The 20,565-nt window shown below is 64.1% G+C and carries 19 protein-coding genes; 13 read left to right on the top strand and 6 right to left on the bottom strand.

The genetic code is table 11. The features are described from left to right. The first annotated feature begins 28 nt into the window (after positions 1 to 28). The 4 genes from DFR67_RS17895 to DFR67_RS17880 all read left to right on the top strand — a co-directional run bounded on the left by DFR67_RS17895 (position 29) and on the right by DFR67_RS17880 (position 4,170). The gene (locus DFR67_RS17895; RefSeq protein WP_110470847.1) at positions 29 to 1,807 is read left to right on the top strand and encodes a circularly permuted type 2 ATP-grasp protein; all 1,779 of its coding nucleotides are present in this window, start codon (positions 29 to 31) and stop codon (positions 1,805 to 1,807) included. Beyond that, positions 1,807 to 2,787: an alpha-E domain-containing protein gene (locus DFR67_RS17890; protein ID WP_210405209.1), complete on the top strand. Its 981-nt coding sequence runs from the start codon at positions 1,807 to 1,809 to the stop codon at positions 2,785 to 2,787. Before DFR67_RS17895 ends, DFR67_RS17890 begins: the two co-directional genes overlap by 1 nt. Beyond that, positions 2,784 to 3,632 carry a transglutaminase family protein gene (locus tag DFR67_RS17885; RefSeq protein ID WP_110470846.1) on the top strand — a complete coding sequence of 283 codons (849 nt, stop codon included), beginning with the start codon at positions 2,784 to 2,786 and terminating at the stop codon, positions 3,630 to 3,632. Before DFR67_RS17890 ends, DFR67_RS17885 begins: the two co-directional genes overlap by 4 nt. A gap of 67 nt (positions 3,633 to 3,699) precedes the next feature. Further along, a complete protein-coding gene (locus DFR67_RS17880) occupies positions 3,700 to 4,170 on the top strand; it encodes an OsmC family protein (protein ID WP_110470845.1) in 471 nt (156 codons plus the stop codon). Between the two features lie 10 nt (positions 4,171 to 4,180). Here the strand turns inward: DFR67_RS17880 and DFR67_RS17875 are convergent, their stop codons facing one another. Further along, complete coding sequence (locus DFR67_RS17875; protein WP_110470844.1) at positions 4,181 to 4,702, bottom strand: type II toxin-antitoxin system PemK/MazF family toxin; 522 nt, start codon at positions 4,700 to 4,702, stop codon at positions 4,181 to 4,183. A 9-nt stretch (positions 4,703 to 4,711) separates the two neighbouring features. Then, a complete protein-coding gene (locus DFR67_RS17870) occupies positions 4,712 to 5,356 on the bottom strand; it encodes an alpha/beta hydrolase family protein (protein ID WP_110470843.1) in 645 nt (214 codons plus the stop codon). A gap of 33 nt (positions 5,357 to 5,389) precedes the next feature. Here DFR67_RS17870 and lepA point away from each other — a divergent pair, with 33 nt between their 5' ends. Both lepA and DFR67_RS17860 read left to right on the top strand, forming a co-directional pair. Further along, positions 5,390 to 7,300 (top strand): translation elongation factor 4, encoded by a 1,911-nt coding sequence (lepA, locus tag DFR67_RS17865; RefSeq protein ID WP_110470842.1) that lies wholly within the window; start codon positions 5,390 to 5,392, stop codon positions 7,298 to 7,300. Between the two features lie 19 nt (positions 7,301 to 7,319). Continuing rightward, on the top strand, positions 7,320 to 9,350 hold the full coding sequence (locus tag DFR67_RS17860; RefSeq protein WP_110470841.1) for a M3 family metallopeptidase: 2,031 nt from the start codon (positions 7,320 to 7,322) through the stop codon (positions 9,348 to 9,350). A 102-nt stretch (positions 9,351 to 9,452) separates the two neighbouring features. On the opposite strand, the gene DFR67_RS17855 is transcribed toward DFR67_RS17860, so the two are convergent. After that, complete coding sequence (locus DFR67_RS17855) at positions 9,453 to 10,052, bottom strand: TetR/AcrR family transcriptional regulator (protein ID WP_110470840.1); 600 nt, start codon at positions 10,050 to 10,052, stop codon at positions 9,453 to 9,455. A 90-nt stretch (positions 10,053 to 10,142) separates the two neighbouring features. Between DFR67_RS17855 and DFR67_RS17850 the strand changes: the two genes are divergently transcribed. After that, positions 10,143 to 11,177, top strand: coding sequence for an aldo/keto reductase (locus DFR67_RS17850; RefSeq protein ID WP_110470839.1), 1,035 nt, complete (start codon positions 10,143 to 10,145; stop codon positions 11,175 to 11,177). A 75-nt stretch (positions 11,178 to 11,252) separates the two neighbouring features. Here DFR67_RS17850 and DFR67_RS17845 read toward each other — a convergent pair whose 3' ends face one another. Beyond that, positions 11,253 to 13,265, bottom strand: coding sequence for a glycoside hydrolase family 15 protein (locus DFR67_RS17845; protein WP_110470838.1), 2,013 nt, complete (start codon positions 13,263 to 13,265; stop codon positions 11,253 to 11,255). A 147-nt stretch (positions 13,266 to 13,412) separates the two neighbouring features. Here DFR67_RS17845 and DFR67_RS17840 point away from each other — a divergent pair, with 147 nt between their 5' ends. The 5 genes from DFR67_RS17840 (at position 13,413) to DFR67_RS17820 (ending at position 17,826) form a co-directional block, all read left to right on the top strand. Beyond that, complete coding sequence (locus DFR67_RS17840) at positions 13,413 to 13,613, top strand: hypothetical protein (RefSeq protein WP_110470837.1); 201 nt, start codon at positions 13,413 to 13,415, stop codon at positions 13,611 to 13,613. 409 nt (positions 13,614 to 14,022) lie between these two features. Continuing rightward, complete coding sequence (locus DFR67_RS17835) at positions 14,023 to 15,093, top strand: sulfate ABC transporter substrate-binding protein (protein ID WP_425451301.1); 1,071 nt, start codon at positions 14,023 to 14,025, stop codon at positions 15,091 to 15,093. Then, positions 15,090 to 15,938, top strand: a complete 849-nt coding sequence (cysT, locus tag DFR67_RS17830; protein ID WP_110470836.1) for a sulfate ABC transporter permease subunit CysT — start codon at positions 15,090 to 15,092, stop codon at positions 15,936 to 15,938. Before DFR67_RS17835 ends, cysT begins: the two co-directional genes overlap by 4 nt. Next, positions 15,935 to 16,831, top strand: coding sequence for a sulfate ABC transporter permease subunit CysW (gene cysW, locus DFR67_RS17825; protein ID WP_110470835.1), 897 nt, complete (start codon positions 15,935 to 15,937; stop codon positions 16,829 to 16,831). Before cysT ends, cysW begins: the two co-directional genes overlap by 4 nt. Next, positions 16,828 to 17,826 carry a sulfate/molybdate ABC transporter ATP-binding protein gene (locus DFR67_RS17820; RefSeq protein ID WP_110470834.1) on the top strand — a complete coding sequence of 333 codons (999 nt, stop codon included), beginning with the start codon at positions 16,828 to 16,830 and terminating at the stop codon, positions 17,824 to 17,826. The genes cysW and DFR67_RS17820 overlap by 4 nt, the downstream gene beginning before the upstream one ends. Positions 17,827 to 17,910: 84 nt before the next feature. On the opposite strand, the gene DFR67_RS17815 is transcribed toward DFR67_RS17820, so the two are convergent. Beyond that, entirely contained in the window at positions 17,911 to 18,750 is an 840-nt protein-coding gene (locus DFR67_RS17815) for an alpha/beta fold hydrolase (RefSeq protein ID WP_110470833.1), read from the bottom strand. A 67-nt stretch (positions 18,751 to 18,817) separates the two neighbouring features. Between DFR67_RS17815 and DFR67_RS17810 the strand changes: the two genes are divergently transcribed. Next, entirely contained in the window at positions 18,818 to 19,432 is a 615-nt protein-coding gene (locus DFR67_RS17810) for a TetR/AcrR family transcriptional regulator (RefSeq protein WP_110470939.1), read from the top strand. A 33-nt stretch (positions 19,433 to 19,465) separates the two neighbouring features. Here the strand turns inward: DFR67_RS17810 and DFR67_RS17805 are convergent, their stop codons facing one another. Then, positions 19,466 to 20,530: a ferredoxin--NADP reductase gene (locus tag DFR67_RS17805; RefSeq protein WP_281268346.1), complete on the bottom strand. Its 1,065-nt coding sequence runs from the start codon at positions 20,528 to 20,530 to the stop codon at positions 19,466 to 19,468. Between the last annotated feature and the right edge of the window lie 35 nt (positions 20,531 to 20,565).

Genomic DNA, 20,565 nt, shown 5'->3' with positions numbered 1-20,565 from the left:
AGCAGCCACTTGCGGCAACATGTGTCACATGAGTGCCGCAACAGCAGCAGGGTCAAAGCGCGCCGTGGCCACCCGCGCCACGGCGGCGAAGGTGTCCGGCGAGACGAAAACGGGCAAGAAGAAACCTGCCAAGGTGGCCGGGTCACAAGGCAACGGGGGTGCGGCGCCGGCGAAACGAGGCTCCACCAAGGCCGACGCCCGGCCGGCCGCGGCCTCGGGAATCTTCAATGGGTACGCCACCGGTCCCTACGGCGCCGCGTACGACGAGATGTTCGATCACTCCGACGTCCGTGGACCGTACAAGGGAATTCACAAGTCGCTGGGCGGCTATGACGGCGCTGATCTGGAAACCCGTGTCGACGCGCTGGGTCGCGCGTTCATCGATCAGGGCATCACCTTCTCGCATTCCGGGCAGGAGCGTCCCTTCCCGCTCGACGTTGTCCCTCGCGTCATCTCCGCCGGTGAATGGACCAAGCTCGAACGGGGCATCACCCAGCGCGTGAAGGCGCTCGAGATGTTTCTCGACGATGTCTACGGCGAGCAGGAGATCCTGCGAGACGGGGTCGTTCCGAAACGTCTCATCACGTCCTGCGAGCATTTTCATCGTCAGGCGATGGGCATCAAACCTCCGAACGGCGTACGTATCCACGTGGCCGGAATCGATCTCATCCGCGACGAACACGGCGACTTCCGGGTTCTCGAGGACAACCTGCGATCGCCGTCCGGGGTGTCCTACGTGATGGAGAACCGGCGCACGATGGCGCGGGTCTTCCCCGACCTGTTCGCTTCTCACCGGGTGCGCGCGGTCGGCGACTACTCCACACACCTGCTGCGGGCGCTCCGTGCCTCGGCGGCCTTCAACGAGGCGGACCCGAATGTCGTGGTCCTGACGCCCGGTGTTGCCAACTCGGCCTACTTCGAACACTCACTGCTGGCACGCCAGATGGGCGTCGAGTTGGTCGAGGGCCGAGATCTCTTCTGTCGGGACAACGTCGTGTACATGCGCACCACCGAAGGTGAGCAGCGCGTGGATGTCATCTATCGCCGCATCGACGACGACTTCCTCGATCCGATGCAGTTCCGCCCTGACTCCATGCTGGGCGTGGCCGGCCTGCTCAACGCAGCCCGGGCCGGCAACGTCGTGATCTCCAGCGCGGTGGGCAACGGTGTCGGCGACGACAAACTGACCTACACCTACGTGCCCGAGATCATCGAGTACTACCTGGGAGAGAAGCCGAGCCTCGGCAACGTCGACACGCTGCGCTGCTGGCTCGAGGACGAGTGCGAGGAGGTTCTCGATCGCATCGACGAACTCGTCGTCAAACCCGTCGAGGGTTCGGGCGGCTACGGCATCGTGTTCGGTCCCGACGCCACTGCCGACGAGCTGAATGTGTTGGCGCGCAAGGTACGACTGGATCCGCGCGGCTGGATCGCCCAACCAGTGGTGCAGCTGTCGACGGTTCCGACGAAAATCGGTGGCAAGCTCGCGCCGCGGCACGTGGACCTGCGGCCTTTCGCGGTCAACGACGGCGAATCGGTATGGGTGCTGCCGGGTGGGCTGACACGAGTCGCCCTGCCGGAGGGGTCATTGGTGGTCAACTCCAGTCAGGGCGGTGGATCGAAGGACACCTGGGTACTCGCGTCCCGGACATCGGCCGAGGAGCGCGAACTCTCCGGAGAAGAACTGGTGAGCAGTGATGCCCTGCAGGCCCCGAGTACCCCGACAGAACAGGGGCCGGACACCTCCTCGCAGCAGCAGGAACAGCAGCAGCAGCAGCAGCAACAGCAGGGTGGTGTGCGCCGATGATGCTCGCCCGTAACGCAGAATCGCTCTACTGGATCGGCCGCTATGTCGAGCGCGCCGACGACACCGCCAGGATCCTCGACGTCGCGGTTCATCAGCTACTCGAGGACGCCACGGTCGATCCCGATCGTCGCTGTCGGCTGGTGCTGCAGGTACTCGGGATGGAATTGCCGCCGAAGGACGAGGAACTCGACGCGTGGTCGCTCACCGACCGTGTCGCCTACTCGAAGAACAAACCCGGTTCGATTGTGGACAACGTCGGGCAGGCGCGCGAAAATGCCCGTGGTGCAAGAGAAGTCACATCGAGTGAAATGTGGGAATGTCTGAACACCACCTACAACGGTCTCGGAGACGCCGAGCGGCAGGCCCGGAAACTGGGTCCATACGAGTTTCTCTCGTACGTGAAGAACCGGGCCGCGATGTTCGCCGGGCTGGCAGATGCGACGCTCAGCCACGACGACGGATATCGCTATCTACTCCTCGGTCGTTCGGTGGAGCGCGTGGACATGACGATCCGGATGCTGCTGTCGCGCGCAGGGGACCGGTCGGGCTCGCCGGCTTGGGTCACCGTGCTCCGTTCGGCGGGCGCGCACGACACGTATCTGAGGACGTATCGCGGTGCCCTCGACGCGACGAGGGTCGTCGAGTTCATGTTGTTGGACAGGCTTTTTCCGCGGTCTGTCTTTCACGCGATCAGTTTGGCCGAGCAGCAGCTCCTCGAGCTCGACAACCGTCCGAGCAGGGTCGGCGCGCAGGCCGAGGCGCAGCGTCTGCTCGGCCGCGCCCGTAGCGGGTTGGAGTTCATGCAACCAGGAATGTTGTTGGACGACTTGCAACCCCGGCTGATCGACCTCCAAGAAACGTGCCGCGAGGTCAGTGAGGCGGTGACCGCCCAGTACTTCCACGTGTCGCCGTACGTCGCGTGGGCCGATGCCTCGGCGAGCGATTCCGTCGACCGATTCATCGAGGAGAGTGAACTGTGAGCTGGCGTCTGAGAGTTGTGCATTCCACCGGGTTCGCCTACAACGCGGCAGTGACCTCGTCGTACAACGAGGCCCGGCTCACGCCGCGCAGTGACACTCGGCAGAACGTGATCATCAACCGGGTCGAGACCATCCCGGCGACCAGGTCGTACCGCTACACCGACTACTGGGGCACAGCCGTCACCGCATTCGACCTTCACGCGCCGCACGAGGAGCTGGAGGTGTCCGGGTTGTCGGTGGTCGAGACCGAGCCCGACGAGATGCCGACGGAGGAAGAGCAGGTCGACTGGGAGGGCCTGGGCGCCTATGAGGTGCTCGATCGATACGACGAGGTGCTCAGCAACACCGGGTATGTACCGAACAGCAGGCAGTTGGCGCAGGTCGCCAAGCGCCTCACCAAGGGTATGAATCCGCAGGACGCCGTCCTTGCGGTCTGTCAGTGGGTCCATCAGGAAATGGAGTACGTCCCCGGCACCACCGGCGTGCACACCTCGGCTGTTGAGGCCTGGAAAGAGAAGAAGGGCGTCTGTCAGGACTATGCCCACCTGTCCCTGGTGATGTTGCGGAGCCTGGGCGTTCCGTCCCGCTACGTCTCCGGCTACCTCCATCCCAATCGCAAGGCGACGATCAACCGCACCGTCGAGGGCCAGAGCCATGCCTGGATCGAGGCCTGGACCGGCGGCTGGTGGGGCTATGACCCGACGAATGACGTATCGATCTCAGAGCAACACGTGTCGGTCGGTGTCGGCCGCGACTATTCGGACGTCACACCGCTCAAGGGCATCTACACCGGCGCCGGTGCCAAGGACCTCGAAGTGAAGGTCGAAATCACCCGACTGGCCTGAGCGCCAGCGTGGAATCCGGCTGGTTTTAAGGCGGCACCCAAGGGTGCCGGTCTGGCAGGGTCGTGTAATGACCACTGCAGCAAAACAATCCGTCGTTCCGTTCGTTGTCTCGGCCACCGGTACCGGCGTCGCCCAGCATCTGGTGACCTCGGGCAAAGGCCACGAGTTCGACACCGACGCCTACCCGGCGTTCGGCGGCAAAGACGAGGCACCGAGCCCCCTGTTCTACGCACTGGGCGCACTGACCTCCTGCAATCAGGTGACGGCGTCGTTGGTGGCGAAAGATCTGGGGATCTCGCTCGGTGCCTTCGAGTTCGAGGTGCAAGGCGACCTCGACACCGCGGTCTTGGTGCAGGGGGCCGACGGCAACGCCAACTTCGACAAGGTCACCGTGCGAGCCACCGTCGAATCAGATGCAACAGAGCAGCAATTCGCCCGGTTCGTCTCCGAGACCGAGCGTCGTTGCCCGGTCAGTCAATTGTTCGTCCGCAGCGGACTCGAGTTCGTCAACGAGTGGACGCAGGCTCCACTGTCCTGACCGCGCGAACTCACTGCCAGTTGTAGCTGCGTCGTAAAACATCGGCGACGCTATCGAACTGGCCGCGCGGCAGGATCGCGCCTTCCCGGCGGATGCCGTTCTCCGGGATGTCGAGGACGCGGTCGAGTCGCACGAAGCTCTCGCGGCGCATCCGATCCCAGTCGCCGGTGCCGATGCTGACCCAATTGGTGTCGCCGCGGTGATGGTCCTGGCTCGAGAGCATCAACCCGAGCAGGTCGGCGCCCTCGCGGCCGACGACCAGGACCGGACGATCCTTGCCCTGGGTGGCGTCGTCCTCGAATTCGACCCACGTCCAGACGATCTCGCCCGGATCGGCCGCGCCGTCGAGAACGGGGGAGTAGTCGATGCGGCGGGCCCGGTTCTTGGTGGGTGCGCTGCGAGATGGTGCTGGTCTACCCGATGGAGCAGACCGCTGGGACGGCGCACTGCTCGACTTCGTCAGTTCCCTCAGCAGACGTGGACCGTGTTGGCGGACCAGGGACATCGCGAGCGAGGTGAATTTTCCGGCCATCGCAACAGCCTATGCACCGACCCCGAAGAACTCGATGACGGCGTCCGCGGTGAGTGCGGGCGCCCCGGAACGGTCCGGCTTGAGGTCATGGCCGACCTTGGGCAGGTCGATCAGCCTCGTCGGCGCCTCGATCAGGCCGAGTGCGGCGGTCAACTCGTCGGTGGAGCCGAACGGATCACTGGCCCCGTGGACCACCAGCGTTGGCCGGCTGATAGCCGGCAGGTGTTCGGTACGCAGGCGGTCCGGTTTGCCCGGGGGATGCAGCGGATAGGACGTCAGCAGCAGACCATCCGCGATGGAGGGCTCCTCGGCCACCGCCATCGAGGCCTGCCTACCGCCGTAGGAGTGTCCGCCGACGACGAGCGGTCCGGAGGACTCGCCGCGGAAGGCCGCGCACGCGGCGACGATCCCGGCGCGATCACCGGCGGCACCCGACGGGCTGGGCGGCCCCTTGGGTCGTTTCTGGCGGTAGGGCAGATCGATGCGCGCCACCGCCACGCCGCGTTCGGTCAGGGCCTCCGCGATCGCTCGCAGGATCGCGGCGTTGTGGTTGCTGCCTGCCCCATGGGCCAGGACAACCACCGCCGCGGCGGTACCGGACGGTCGATGCAACGCCCCGACCACGCCTTCGGAGTCCCATTCGGTGACGGTCATGAACTCACGCTAACCGCTCTCGGGGCGCACCGAATGGCAGTCGCGGGCCCGGGCCATGAGAAACTGGGGGTCACGCGTTCCACACGAGGAGTGAGTTCAATTCCCAGGCTTTCCGATACCACGTTCACTGATCCGGCCAAGATCAGGAACTTCTGCATCATCGCCCACATCGATCACGGCAAATCGACGTTGGCTGATCGGATGCTCCAGGTCACCGGGGTGGTCGAAGGTCGAGACATGCGCGCTCAATACCTCGACCGCATGGACATCGAGCGCGAACGCGGGATCACGATCAAGGCCCAGAATGTGCGGCTGCCGTGGAATGTCGCGGGAACCGACTACGTGATGCACCTGATCGACACCCCCGGTCACGTCGACTTCACCTACGAGGTGTCGCGTGCGCTCGAGGCCTGCGAGGGTGCCGTGCTGCTGGTCGACGCTGCTCAGGGGATCGAGGCCCAGACCCTGGCGAACCTCTACCTCGCGCTCGACAAAGACCTCACCATCATCCCGGTGCTCAACAAGATCGACCTGCCTGCCGCCGATCCAGACCGGTACGCCGCGGAGATCGCCCACATCATCGGTTGCGATGCCGACGATGTCCTGCGGGTCTCGGGTAAGACCGGTGTGGGTGTCACCGAACTGCTCGACGAGGTGGTTCGGCTCATCCCGCCACCGGTCGGCGAGTCCGATGCCCCGGCCCGCGCGATGATCTTCGACTCCGTCTACGACACGTACCGCGGCGTCGTGACCTACGTCCGCGTCGTCGACGGCAAGATCGTCCCGCGCGAGAAGATCAAGATGATGTCGACCGGGACGACGCACGAGCTGCTCGAGGTCGGCATCGTCTCGCCCGATCCCAAGCCCTCGAAGGGTCTCGGGGTCGGAGAGGTCGGATACCTCATCACCGGTGTGAAAGACGTCCGTCAGTCCAAGGTCGGTGACACCATCACCTTGGCCAAGAATGGCGCCACCGAACCGTTGACCGGCTACCGCGAACCGCGTCCGATGGTCTACTCGGGCCTGTACCCGGTGGATGGCTCCGACTATCCGGTGCTGCGTGAGGCGCTGGACAAACTTCAGCTCAACGATGCCGCGCTGGCGTACGAGCCGGAGACGTCCGTCGCACTGGGATTCGGCTTCCGCTGCGGCTTCCTCGGCCTGTTGCACATGGAGATCAGCCGGGAACGGCTCGAGCGCGAGTTCGGGCTCAACCTGATCTCGACTGCGCCGAACGTCGTGTACCGGGTGGAGATGGAAGACGGTACCGAGCACGTCGTCACCAACCCGTCCGACTGGCCGGAGGGCAAGGCCCGCAACATCTACGAGCCCATCGTGAAGACCACCGTCATCGCGCCCAGCGAGTTCGTCGGCTCCATCATGGAGCTGTGCCAATCCCGCCGCGGCGAGCTCGGAGGTATGGACTACCTTTCGGAGACGCGCGTGGAACTGCGATACACGCTGCCGATGGCCGAGATCATCTTCGACTTCTTCGACTCCCTGAAGTCGCGCACCCGCGGGTACGCCAGCCTCGACTACGAGGAGGCCGGCGAACAGATCTCGAGTCTGGTCAAGGTCGACATCTTGCTTCAGGGCGAAGCGGTGGACGCTTTCAGCGCCATCGTCCACAAGGACGGCGCGGCCGGCTATGCCAACAAGATGACGACCAAGCTCAAAGAACTGATTCCGCGTCAGCAGTTCGAGGTACCGATCCAGGCCGCCATCGGATCGAAGATCATCGCCCGCGAGAACATCCGCGCGATCCGCAAGGACGTTCTCGCCAAGTGCTATGGCGGCGACATCAGCCGTAAGCGCAAACTGCTCGAGAAGCAGAAGGAGGGCAAGAAGCGGATGAAGACCATCGGTCGCGTCGAGGTCCCGCAGGAGGCCTTCGTCGCAGCGCTGTCGTCCGATGCTGCAAGCGACAAGCCGAAGGGCAAGTAGCGCAACTAGGATCGAGGCCATGTCTTCGAACCCGGTTCTCGCCCCGAGCCCGCACCTGCACGGCCTGCCCGATTTCCCGTCGATCAGCGACGATGATTTCGTCCCCGCGTTCGACGAGGCGATGGCCGCGCACCTGAACGAGATCGAGAAGATCGCGGGGGACAAGGCGCACCCCACGTTCGCGAACACCATCGAGGCGCTCGAGGCCAGTGGGCAGTTGCTCGCCCGGGCAGCAGGCACCTTCTTCAACCTCAGCGGCTCGGACACCAACCCGAAGCGCAACGCGATCTCCACGGAGCTCGCGCCGAAGCTGACGGCTCACGGCAACACCATTGCGCTGCATGCGGGGTTGTTCGCCCGGATCCAGACCTTGTTCGAGAACCGGGAATCGCTCGACCTCGACGAGCCGTCCCTGCGCTTGCTGGAGAAACGGTACCGAGGATCGATCCGTGCGGGCGCGGGCCTCGATCCCGCGGAGCAGGTGCGGATGCGGGAGATTTCCGAGCGGCTGGCCACGCTCACCACCGCGTTCGGACAGCGGATCCTCGACGAGAGCAACGAGTCGGCGGTCCTGGTCGACGACGTGGACAAGCTCGCCGGGCTCTCTTCCGGACAGATCGCCGCCGCGCGCCGGTCGGCGTCCGAGGCCGGCCACGACACCGGGTATCTGTTGGCCATCGAGCTGCCGTCGAGCCAGTCCACCGTCGCGGCCCTCGACGACGCGGACACGCGGCGGCGGGTGTTCGAGGCGTCGGTGAATCGGTGCGCGCGAGGCGGACCGAACGACACCCGCGACATGGTTCTCGAGATCGTCAGGCTTCGCGCCGAGCGTGCCCGGCTGCTCGGCTACCGCGATCACGCCGAGTTCGTGATCGCCGAGGAGACCGCGCCGAGCCCGGAAGCAGTCGAAGATCTGTTGACCGACCTCATGTCGTCGGCGATGCGAGCCGGTGGCCGCGAGCTCACCCGGCTGGCTCAGGACGTCGGTACGGACATCGGCCCCTCTGATCTCACCTACTGGCTGGCCAAGGACGAGCAGCAGCGGTCTGCGGTACCGCTCGGCGGGTTCTCCGACTATCTCGAACTCGATGCGGTGCTCAACCAGGGGGTGTTCTTCGCCGCCGGTCAGCTCTACGGACTCCGGTTCATCGAGCGGTCGGGTTTGCCGACCTATCACCCGGATGTTCGTGTGTGGGAGGTCTTCGATCGGTCGAATGCGTCCATCGGTCTGTTCCTCGGCGACTTCTTCGCCAGGCCCAGTAAGCGGGGCGGGGCATGGATGAACAATTTCATCGACCAATCGCTGCTTCTGAAGACCCGACCGGTCATCGTCAACGTCCTCAATCTGACGAAACCCGAACCAGGGCAACCCTGTTTGCTCACGGTGGACCAGCTGACCACGCTGTTCCACGAGTTCGGCCATGCGCTGCACGGGCTCTTGTCCACCGTGCGCTACCCATCGCAATCGGGAACCTCGGTGCCGCGTGACTTCGTCGAGTTCCCGTCGCAGGTGAATGAGATGTGGGCGCTGCACCCGAAGGTGTTGCAGCAGTATGCCAAACACCACCAGACCGGTGCGCCGATCCCTCAAGAATTGGCCGACGCCGCCCGGGCGAACGCCGATGTGGAGTCCGCGCACGGCACCATCGAATACCTGGCGGCGGCGATCCTGGACATGGCGTGGCACCGGGTCACGGTCTCCGACGACATCAGCGACGTGGAGGCGTTCGAGAAAGCCGCGCTGACGAAGGCGGGAGCCTCGGCCGATCTGATCCCGCCGCGATACCGGAGCGCGTACTTCAATCACATCTTCGGGGGCGGTTATTCGGCCGGGTACTACTCGTACATCTGGTCCGAGGTCCTCGACGCGGAAACCGAGCAGTGGTTCTTGTCCGGCGGCGGACTGTCGGCCGAACTGGGTCAGCGATTCGCCGAGACCACCTTGTCCCGCGGCGACAGCGTCGACCCGATCATCGCGCACCAAGAACTGCTGGGTCGTCCCGCCGAGATCGATCCTCTCCTGCGCCGCCGCGGTTTGCTCCCCACCTGATCCCGCAGCGGGGCGGGCCGCAAATCGCCGCCGACCGTGCCGATATCGCCGCCGACCGTGCCGATATCACCGCTGAGCGTGCCGAAAGTAGCTCGGCTTGAACTAGTTTCGGAAGAGGCCCGCGGCGATCGCGGCCAAAGCGGCGTCCGCTGCTCGTTCCGCATCGGCTGGGGTGAGTCTTTTTGTCGTGGTGAGAAACTGGTAGTAGAGAGGTGCCGAGACCTGTCGGATGGCCGACTCCGAGTTCGTTCCCTCAGGGGCATCGCCACGAGAGATGGCGTCGGTGACACATGGCGCCCATTCCGCCACTCGGGTGTCGTAGAAGTGCTCCAACGCCGAAGCGGTGACGCGGTCGCACGTTGCTGCGGCGATCATCGCCTTGAACAGCGGTCCCTGGCGTTCGTCTGACAAGGTTCTGTAAACCAGCGCTGCGTTGGCGTGCAGATCGCCTGACAACGAACCGGTGTCCGAGCGGGGCGAGGACTCGGCGGCCATCTCCGACAGCAAGTCTGTGACCAGGTTCGCCGCTGACCCCCACCGCCGATAAACCGTCGTTTTCCCGACACCGGCCCGAACGGCGACGTCGGTGAGGTCGAGTCCCGACAATCCGGATGCGGCCATCACATCGCCGGCGGCGCGAAGAACCGATGCTCGGACGGCGGCGGTTCGCCCGCCGGGTCGAGAGGTTCCGGGTTCGGTCATTCATCCAGTTTAACGGGAAGATGGTTCCTTTAGTGCATTTGACGTGCTACGTTCATCTAACGGGAAACATGTCCCATTAAAGGAGTTGTGATGGAGTATCGTCGGGTAGGCCAGTCGGGTCTTGTCGTGTCCGAATTGAGTTTTGGCGCAGGCACATTCGGCGGGGCGGGTGAACTCTTCGGCGCCTGGGGTGACACCGGGGTCGAACAGGCCAAAACTATCGTCGGCCTCTGTATGGATGCCGGGATCACCCTTTTCGACACCGCGGATGTGTACTCGGCGGGAGCGTCGGAGGAAGTTCTCGGCGCGGCCCTCGAAGGCCGCCGGGATGACGTGCTCATCTCGACGAAGGCAAGCCTGCCGACCGGCGACGGCCCCTTCGATGCGGGATCGTCACGATCGCGCCTGATCCGGGCTGTCGAACTCGCGCTGCGTCGGCTTCGGACCGATCGTATCGACTTGTTCCAGTTACACGCCTTCGATGCCCGGACGCCGATCGACGAGGTGCTCGGCACGCTGGATCTGCTGCAGCGACAAGGCAAGATTCGATACACGGGTGTGTCGAACTTTTCGGGTTGGCAACTGATGAAATCGCTCGCAATTGCCGAACGACAACGGTTCTCGCGTTACGTGGCGCATCAGGTGTATTACTCACTGATCGGCCGAGATTATGAGTGGGAGCTGATGCCGCTCGCCGCCGAGGAAGGTGTGGGAGCACTCGTCTGGAGTCCCCTCGGGTGGGGACGGCTGACCGGGAAGATCCGACGCGGACAACCGATTCCAGAAGGTAGCCGACTCCACACCACGGCCGCTGCCGGACCGCCGGTGGACGACGACGTTCTGTTCTCGGTGGTCGACGTTCTCGCGGCCATCGCCGAGGAGACAGGCCGCACTATCCCTCAGGTCGCCCTGAACTGGCTGTTGCGTAGGCCGACGGTGTCGTCGGTGATCATCGGGGCGCGCGACGAGCATCAACTGCGGGACAATCTGGGAGCCGTGGGCTGGGAACTCGCCCCCGAGCAGATCGCCCGTCTCGATGTCGTGAGCGCCGCAGACGCCCCGTATCCGTATTTTCCCTACCGACGCCAAGCAGCGTTCGCCCAGCTCAATCCGCCCCTGGTGTGACCGCATGCTCCGATCTTGGTGGATTTTGGCGACGCTGACCTGCGGAAATGGTCGCCAGAACCCACCAAGATCGGGTCAGTTCGCGGGGATGAACGTGCTGTGGCCCTGAGCTTCTTCGGCGCGGATGACGTGCATGACAGCGTTGATCAAAGCCAGGTGCGTGAACGCCTGCGGAAAGTTGCCCAGCTGTCGACCGGTGTGCGGTTCGATCTCTTCTGCGTAGAGCTTGAGGGGGCTGGCGAACGACAACAGACGTTCGCAGAGCACCTTCGCGCGCGGCAGTTCGCCGATCTCGACCAGGGCAGAGACCAGCCAGAACGAGCAGATCGTGAACGTGCCCTCTTCGCCCGAGAGCCCGTCGTCGGTCTCTTCGACCCGGTATCGCAGGACGAGCCCGTCCTCAGAGAGTTCGTCGGCGATGGCGAGCACCGTGTTGCGCACCCGCGGGTCCTCGGCCGGGAGGAACCGGAGTAGAGGCACAAGCAACAGCGACGCGTCGAGGGCGTCGCTGCCATAGCGCTGGGTGAACACGCCCCGGTCGTTGACACCGAACTCGAGGATGTCGGCCTTGATCTCCTCAGCGATCTCGGTCCACTGCATGACGTATGACTTCTCGCCGTGGATGGCGGCGAGCTTGGCGCCCCGATCCAGCGCAATCCAGCACATGACCTTCGACGAGGTGAAGTGCTGCGGCTCGCCCCGTACCTCCCAGATTCCGCGGTCGGGCTGGCGCCAGTGCTTGATCGCCTCTTCGACCTGGGCCTTGAGGACGGGCCACAAGGTCTCCGACACAGTCTCGGTGGCCTTGGTGTTGAGGTACACCGAGTCGAGCATGGTGCCCCAGATGTCGTGTTGTTTCTGGTCGTACGCGCCGTTGCCGATCCGTACCGGTCGCGCTCCGTCGTAGCCGGACAGGTGGTGCAGTTCCGACTCCTCCAGGGTGCGCTCGCCTCCCACGCCGTACATGACCTGCAGTGGATGGTGTTCGCCGTTCGTCGCTCCCGAGACGTCGGCGATGAAGGAGAAGAAGTCGCTGGCCTCGCGGTCCAGTCCGAGGGTGTACAGGCCCCATAGAGCGAAGGTCGAGTCGCGCACCCAGGCATACCGGTAGTCCCAATTACGTTCGCCCTGGGGTGTTTCCGGCAACGACGTGGTGGCGGCGGCCAGGAGTGCGCCGGTCGGGGAGTAGGTGAGGCCTTTCAGGGTGAGAGCGCTGCGCTGCAGATAGTTGCGCCACGGGTGGTCAGGGAAGCGGCCCACGTTGATCCACTGACGCCACGACTCGGAGGTCTCCCACATCATCTGCGCCGCTTCGGCCCAATCCTGCGGGGCCGCCGGGCTGCCCCAACTCATCGCGACGAACTCGTTGTCGCCCTCCACCATTCGGGTGCGTGCCCGCGCTTCCCGGCCCTCGAGACCAAGCTTGAGGCTGGTGGTCAACCGCAGCGACCGGGCGTCGCCGTCCACCCCGGTCGCTGTTGCGATCGCCTCGCCGTACGCCGGGCCCGAGTACTCCCATTTGGTACCACCGCGGTGGTAGTCGAATGCAGGCTCACAACTCAGTGCCAGTTCGACGGTGCCGTTCACACAACGTACGGTCCGGAGCAGGATGTGTTTGGCATCCCAGTCCGTCGGCGTGCGGCGATGGGTCCGTGAGCGCGCCTCGTTGTCGTGCCAGGGACCCATCACCAGCGCATCCCGCACGATCAACCATCCGGTGTCGGTCTGCCACGTGGTCTCCACCATCAGGCTGCCGGGCAGGTAGCGGCGGTCGACTGGAACGTTGACGCCATATGGGGCCAGCTTGAAGTGACCGGCACTGCGGTCGAGCACTGCCCCGAAGACACTGGGCGAATCGGGGCGGGGAACACACATCCACTCGACCGAACCATTGCGCGCGATCAGGCAGTTGCACTCACAGTCGGACAGAAATGCGTAGTCGCCGATGGGTGGGAACGCGTTCTGGGGCACCGGGGGAGCCGAGGCCGGCGACGGGGTGTTCAGTGGGGAGTTGCCGCCGTGGGACGCTGTTCTCGGTCCAGGCGCGGTGAGGTCAGCGCTGCTACTGCCCTCAGATGTGGTTGTCATGGATCTATCATGCTGTCGTGGGGTGCCTGCTGCCACCGATGCGACAATTCTCGTCCAAGTCATCTTCTCGGTGAATCGGTGGCCAGGTCAGCGCGGTGCCGCATTTTGAATCACGGTGAACAAAAGTCGAGACGGTAGGGTGACGGAGTGGATGAAGTGACCCGCTGGTGGGACGGCGTCGAGGAATGGTTGACCTCGCTGTCCTTTGTTCCCCAGATCTTGGTGTCCGCCGCCATCGTCGTACCGCTTGCGATCGGCCTGTCCTATTTGATGAACCTCCTGGTAGATGGCTCGTTTCGGCTGTTCGATCGCCGCGAGTCGACCGACGTCGAAACCGGAGAACAGTGATGCCCCGCTCGAAGGTGACAATGGCCCTGATCGGCCTGATCGTTCTCGTCGTCGTGGCCTGGTTGTTGCTGCGCTGAATGCCGTGTGAGCAAGACCTCACTCACGCGCTTCTGACCCCGTTTTCAGCTGCTACTGTTCGGCCTATGTCAGCACCCAGCGGTTACCGCGTGCGCCACACCCTGGCGCTGTTCGCGGTCGACTATCGCTGCGTGTTCGACGTTCTGTGTCGCTGATCGACATGTCTGCGGCTTCGTCCTGCCGCCGATCGGCATTCAAGGCTCTGACCTGAACACAACTGACTCTGACCTGAACAAAAATAGGGGACACAACCGTGCTTTTTCGATCATCCCGATCTGCGCCGCGAAAGCGAGGGCGGAGTCGACCAGGGAGATCCGCTGCTGCGTCGATCATCGTGCTCGCTGTCTCTGCGCTGGTGCTGTCCGGTTGTGGCGGCGGTTCCACCGATGAACCGGGTGGCCAGGACATCTCCAGCGGGTCCAAGCACCTGAACCTGTATGCCTACGCGGTGCCGAAGATCGGCTATGACGAGATCATTCCGGCGTTCCGCGATACCGAACAAGGTGGAGACATCGGCTTCGCGGCGTCCTATGGCGCGTCCGGTGACCAGTCGCGCAAGGTCGCACGCCGAGTTCCCGCCGACGTCGTCAACTTCTCGGTCGCCCCGGATGTCACCCGCCTGGTGAAAGCAGGTGTGGTGGACAAGGACTGGGCCGAGCAGTACCCCAACGGCAGTACGCCGTTCGGATCCGTCGTCGCTCTGGTCGTTCGCGAGGGCAACCCGCTCAACATCCGCACCTGGGATGACCTGCTCAAGCCGGGCATACAGGTGGTGACCCCCAACCCGGGTAGCTCGGGCTCAGCGAAGTGGAACCTGCTGGCGCCGTTCTCGGCCAAGAGCAAGGGTGGTCTCGACGAGCAGGCCGGTCTGGATTACGTCGCCGAACTGGTCCGCGACCACACCCGCATCCAACCCAAGTCCGGCCGTGAGGCGACCACCGCGTTCGAGCAGGGACAGGGTGACGTGCTGATCAGCTATGAGAACGAAGCGATCTTTCTCAAGAACCAGAATGGGACCGCGAAGCCGGGTCAGCGGGTCGACTACGTCATCCCCCCGGAGACGTTCAAGATCGAGAATCCCGTCGCCGTGGTGAACCTCAGCAAGGAGAAGGAAGCCGCCAACGAGTTCGTCAGCTATCTGTTCACACCTGCGGCGCAGCGGATCTGGGCTGAGCAGGGCTTTCGGCCGGTCGATGAGACCGTCATCGAGGAGACCAAAGATCTGTTCCCCGGTGAGATAGCGAAGCTGTGGACGATCAAGGAACTCGGCGCGGTGCTCGGGGAGGGCACGGCCGAGGAGAACAAGGGCAAAGACCTCAAGGGGTGGCCCGCGGTGGACAAGGCGCTGTTCGGAACTTCGGGCGCCATCACAGAGATCTATGACGCCGGAGGCAAGGTATGACGACCACGGTTACACCGCTCAAGCCGTTGCCTTCAGGGCCGGCGAAACGAACGTGGGGAAGCGTGGGACCGCTCGGCGTGGGTGTCGCCGGGCTGTGGTTGAGCATCATCGTGCTCTTGCCGCTCGCCGCGATCACCAGTGAGGCGTTCGACGACGGCTGGAGCGGTTTCTGGACCGCGGTCACCGATGAGAACGCGATCGACACGCTGAAGGTGACCGTCCTCGTGTCGCTGATCGTGGCTCTGATCAACGTGGTGATGGGCACCCTGATCGCCTGGGTTCTCGTCCGCGACGAGTTCCCCGGCAAGCGGTTCGTCAACTCGCTCATCGACTTGCCGTTCGCGTTGCCGACGATCGTCGCCAGCCTGGTGCTGCTGTCGCTCTACGGGCCGAACAGCCCGATCGACATCGAGCTCAACGCCACCCGGCCGGCACTGGTCATTGCGCTCGCGTTCGTCACCCTGCCCTTCGTGGTGCGTCAGGTGCAGCCCGTGCTGATCGAGATCGACAAAGAGGTCGAAGAAGCCGCGGCTTCTCTCGGCGCTACCAACTGGGTCATCTGGTGGAAGATCATCTTTCCCGCGCTGGCCCCCGCTGTGCTGTCCGGCGCGGGCCTGGCGTTCACCCGGGCGATCGGCGAGTTCGGCTCGGTCGTCCTGATCGGCGGCAACATCCCCGGCGACACCCAGGTGGCGTCGCAGTACATCCAGCAGCAGATCGAGATCGACGCGCCCGTCGACGCAGCTGCCATCTCGGTGGTGCTGTTGCTCATCGCATTCGTGGTGTTGCTGGTACTGCGGGTCGTCGGTCGCCGCACGTCCAAGCGTGAGGAGCAGAACCGATGAAACTGTCCGCATTCCCTCGGCTCACCTTGCGCACCATCGCGCTGGTGTACCTGTTCGTCCTGCTCGTGGTGCCGGTGGCGCTGATCTTCTACAGGTCTTTCGAACACGGCATCGTGCAGTTCTGGGAGTGGATCACCACTCCAGCCGCGATCTCGGCGCTGCAACTGAGTCTGTTGATCGTCGCGATCGTGGTGCCGCTCAACGTCGTGTTCGGTGTATTCACCGCGTTGGCGATCGTCCGGGGACGATTCCGTGGACGGGGCGTCGTCGAGGCCATCGTCGACCTGCCGTTTGCGGTGTCACCGATCGTGGTCGGCGTCGCCCTGATCCTGCTGTGGGGGTACGGCGGTTGGTTCGGGGGTCTGGAAAGTGTCGGATTCACCGTCATCTTCGGCCTTCCGGGCATGGTGCTGGCGACCCTCTTCGTGACGCTGCCATTCGTGGTGCGTGAGGTCGAACCCGTGCTCCGTGAGATCGGAACCGAGCAAGAAGAGGCCGCCGCGACATTGGGAGCCAGTGGCTGGCAGACATTTTGGCGGATCACCCTGCCGGCCATTCGGTGGGGCCTGTCGTACGGCGTTGTCCTGACCGTGGCCCGGGCACTGGGCGAATACGGTGCCGTGATCATGGTGTCGTCCAACCTGCCGGGCGTGTCGCAAACCCTCACGCTGCTGGTGTCGTCGCGGTACACCGACGACTACAACGAGTACGGCGCCTATGCGGCCGCGACTCTGCTCATGATGATCGCCATCGTGGTGTTGCTGCTCATGACCCTGGTCGAAAAGCGCACCGGCACCAACCAGATCGAACGCCGGAAGGCGAGCAACGAGACCGACGCGGTCACCGCCTCGAACGCGGCAGCCCCGAAAACGCAGGAGAGTGAACTGGTATGACCATCTCGGTGATTGATGCGAACAAGCGATACGGGGACTTTGCCGCGCTCGACAACGTCTCGATCGACATCCCCGTCGGTTCCCTGACCGCACTTCTCGGACCGTCGGGTTCGGGGAAGTCGACGCTGTTGCGGGCCATCGCCGGCCTCGACCAGCTGGACTCGGGCACGGTGCTGATCAACGGCGACGACGTGACCAGAGTGTCGCCGCAACGACGCGACATCGGCTTCGTGTTCCAGCACTACGCCGCCTTCAAACACATGACGGTGCGCGACAACGTCGCCTTCGGTCTCAAGATCCGCAAGCGGCCGAAAGACGAGGTCAAGGCAAAGGTCGACGAGCTCCTCGAGGTCGTCGGACTCGCAGGTTTCCAAACCCGGTATCCGGCTCAGCTCTCCGGCGGCCAGCGTCAGCGCATGGCGCTGGCCCGCGCGCTGGCTGTCGATCCCAAGGTGCTCCTGCTCGACGAGCCCTTCGGCGCCCTCGACGCGAAGGTCCGTGAAGACCTGCGGGCGTGGCTGCGCCGGCTGCACGACGAGGTGCAGGTGACCACCGTCCTGGTCACCCACGATCAGCAGGAGGCGCTCGACGTCGCCGACCGTATCGCGGTGCTGAACAAGGGGCGGATCGAGCAGATCGGTTCTCCGGCCGACCTATACGATCGCCCGGACAACAAGTTCGTGATGTCCTTCCTCGGCTCTGTCGCCAAACTCAACGGAGTTCTGGTGCGCCCGCACGATATTCGTGTGGGTCGGACACCTGATCTCGCTCTGGGCTCGGCGGAACCGAATGCAGCGGAGACCGGTGTCCTCAAGGCAACCGTCAAACGCGTGGTCTACCTCGGCTTCGAGGTGCGGGTCGAACTGGAGAACGGCGCCACGGGCGAGGACTTCCATGCGCAGATCACCCGCGGCGACGCGTCCGCGTTGGGTCTGAACGACGGCGACGAGGTCTACGTCCGGGCGACCCGGGTTCCGGACGCCGCACTCGCCTGACCCTTCGCGCCGCAAACGCTCCACAAATACGAGGACGCGCCACCAATAGGTGGCGCGTCCTCGTATTTCCGGCGCGTCTGTGCGTCAGGTGGATAGCAAGAACTCGCCGATGAGCTCGGCGGTGCGCTGGGGTTGGTCGAGCATGATCAGTACGTAGGCGTCGTCGATGTCGGCAAGTTCGCCTTTGGGAATCAGGTTCGCCAGCTGCTCGCCGTGCTCGCGGCGCATGACGTTGGTTTCCGGTGCCCAGATCACCAGTGCGGGGCCGGTGAAGTCGCGGAGTTTCTCGGTGGCAGCGATGAGCGCCGGCTTGCTGAACTTCGTCCGACAGTAGGCGAGTACGTCGCGGCGGACTCCTGCCGAAGCGATGCCAGGGTCGGTCCACTGCCTGATCATGTCGTCGGAGATCGGTTTCTTGGCCATCAGGCCCAGCACCAAGGGCGTCCGGCGAAGAACGCGGCTGCGAAACTGGTGGAGGGCGAACAGGATTCCGCCCGGCAGCGACGTCGCCACCTTGACGACCTTGCCGGGAAAGCCTGGAGGGAAGTTGCCGTACGCCTCGGCGGGACAGATCACCAGCCGACTGATGCGCTGACCATTCGACAGTTCCGGCAGGAACAGCGGCCCGCCCCAATCGCTCACGACCAAGGTCGCATCCTGCAGTTCGAGGGAACTCAAGAAGTCAGACAGAAGGGCGACCATCCCGCGCATCGTCAGATCGGTTCCGACCTTCATCGGGATCCGATGCCCACCCAGTGGTAGCACGGGCAGCAGGTATCGAAAACCCTCGGGCAGCAGGGGAAGTACCAGATCCCACTGATGGTCGTTCATCAGCAGTCCGTGGGTGAGGACCACCGGTGGTCCGTCCCGATCACCTTGTTCGCGGTATTCGATGGTGCCTGCCGCGAGTTCGACCCTACCCATCGGACCTCCTACCACTAGAGCGTTTGTTCTAGAGCGTTGGTTCTAGTATGGTGCGGAGGAGGCGATGATGGCAAGAGGTACGCGCGAAACGATTCTGACCACGGCGATCGAACTCATGCGGATTCACGGTTATGCGGCGCTGAGTGTGAAGCAGATCGTGGCGGGTTCAGGCTCTCCGATCGGTTCGATCTACCACCACTTTCCAGAAGGAAAGGCGCAGATCGCGCGTGAGGCGCTGGTCAACGCCGGTATCGCTTACGCGGCGATCATTCCGGCCGTGCTGGCCGACCAGGTAGATCTCGGCGCAGGGATCAGGGCTGCGTTCACACAGGCCGCCGAAGTGACGGAGCGGACCGGGTTCGCCAACATGTGTCCGGTGTCGACGGTCGCGGGTGAAGTCGCGAACTCCGACGAGTCGCTGAGGCTTGCGGCCGCGGGAGTGTTCGGCGAGTGGATCACGCTGGGGCGGGCGTACTTCGAGAGCCGCGGTCTGGAGCCGGACATGGCAGAGGAAGCGATCATCGCGATCGTCTGCTCGCTGGAAGGTGCGTTTGTGATGGCGCGGACGTTGCGCAGCACCAAGCCGCTGATCGCGGCTGGGAACGCGTTGTCTGCGCGGTATGAGGGGGTTGAGCTATCACATGTCGACCACGATCGACGTTCAAGCCGTGCAGAGCTCTGACTGCCGGGCGACATCGACACTCGGGCTGGGTGGCTATTCGATGACGATGGCGATGCTGTCGGAGACAGGGACCGATTGGCACGCCAACCGCACACCTTTTCCAATTTCGTAGTCGTCAAGTGTGTCGTTGACGCGCATGTCGACTTCGCCGGCCTTGAGTGTGAAAGCGCATGCGCCGCAATTACCTTCGCGGCAGACGAATGGAGCGTCGATGCCGTGATCGAGCATCGCATCGAGGAGCACGGTGTCGGGCGGGCAGCGGAAGGTGTAGTCCGCGCCTTCGACCTCTGCGGTGACAGGTGTACCCACGTCTGCTGCGGGCTGGGAATCGGCGACCGAGGTATGGAACGGGTTGGCCTGGATGGAGGTGAAGATCTCTCGATGAATGGCATCCGGGGAGAGTCCCGCGGCGACGAGGGCGTTGTGAGCGAGATCCATGAATACCGCGGGGCCACAAAGATAGGCATCCGAATCGGGCGATGGGGTCACCAGATTGCGCAGTCCGGTGGCGGTCGGCAGGCCGTGGTCGGACTCGAGCCAGTGGATCACCTCGAGGCGGGTTGGGTAGCGCTGCAGTAGGTCGGCCAGGGTGCTCGCGAACATCACCGATTCCGTCGACCTGTTCGCGTAGATCAGTACGACCGTCTCCTGGTGGACTTCCAGTGCGGTTTTGAGGATGGACAGCACCGGCGTGATGCCACTGCCGGCCGCGACAAGCACGAGCGGCTTGTCCCACCGAGACGGCACGAAAGAGCCCGCAGGCCGCAGGGCGGACAGGGTCATGCCGACGGCGGCGTTGTCGCAGAGCCAATTGGACGCGTAACCGCCCGGCGTGCGTTTGACCGAGATCGCCGGCCGATCGTCGCAGTCTGGGCTGCTCGACAGCGAGTAGCAACGCGCTACGGAGCTGTCCTTCTCATGCGGAATCTCCAGGGTGACGAATTGTCCGGGACGGTAGTCGAACGCCGCCAGGCGCTCGGTGTCGGGAGTGGAGAAGACGAGGGTCACGGCATCGGTGGTTTCCTCGATGACGTTCTCGACTCGCAGGCGAAGAGTTCGTGCACTGGTGGCCGTGGCGCTGGGAGAACTGATTGTCAAGAGGCGTCCTTTCGTGCACGCGTCGGAACTGTCCC

This window comes from Williamsia limnetica (genome assembly GCF_003217475.1).
Lineage (GTDB): Bacteria > Actinomycetota > Actinomycetes > Mycobacteriales > Mycobacteriaceae > Williamsia > Williamsia limnetica.
The sequence above is the reverse complement of the archived record's forward strand: the minus strand, read 5'-3'. Positions and strand labels throughout refer to the sequence as shown.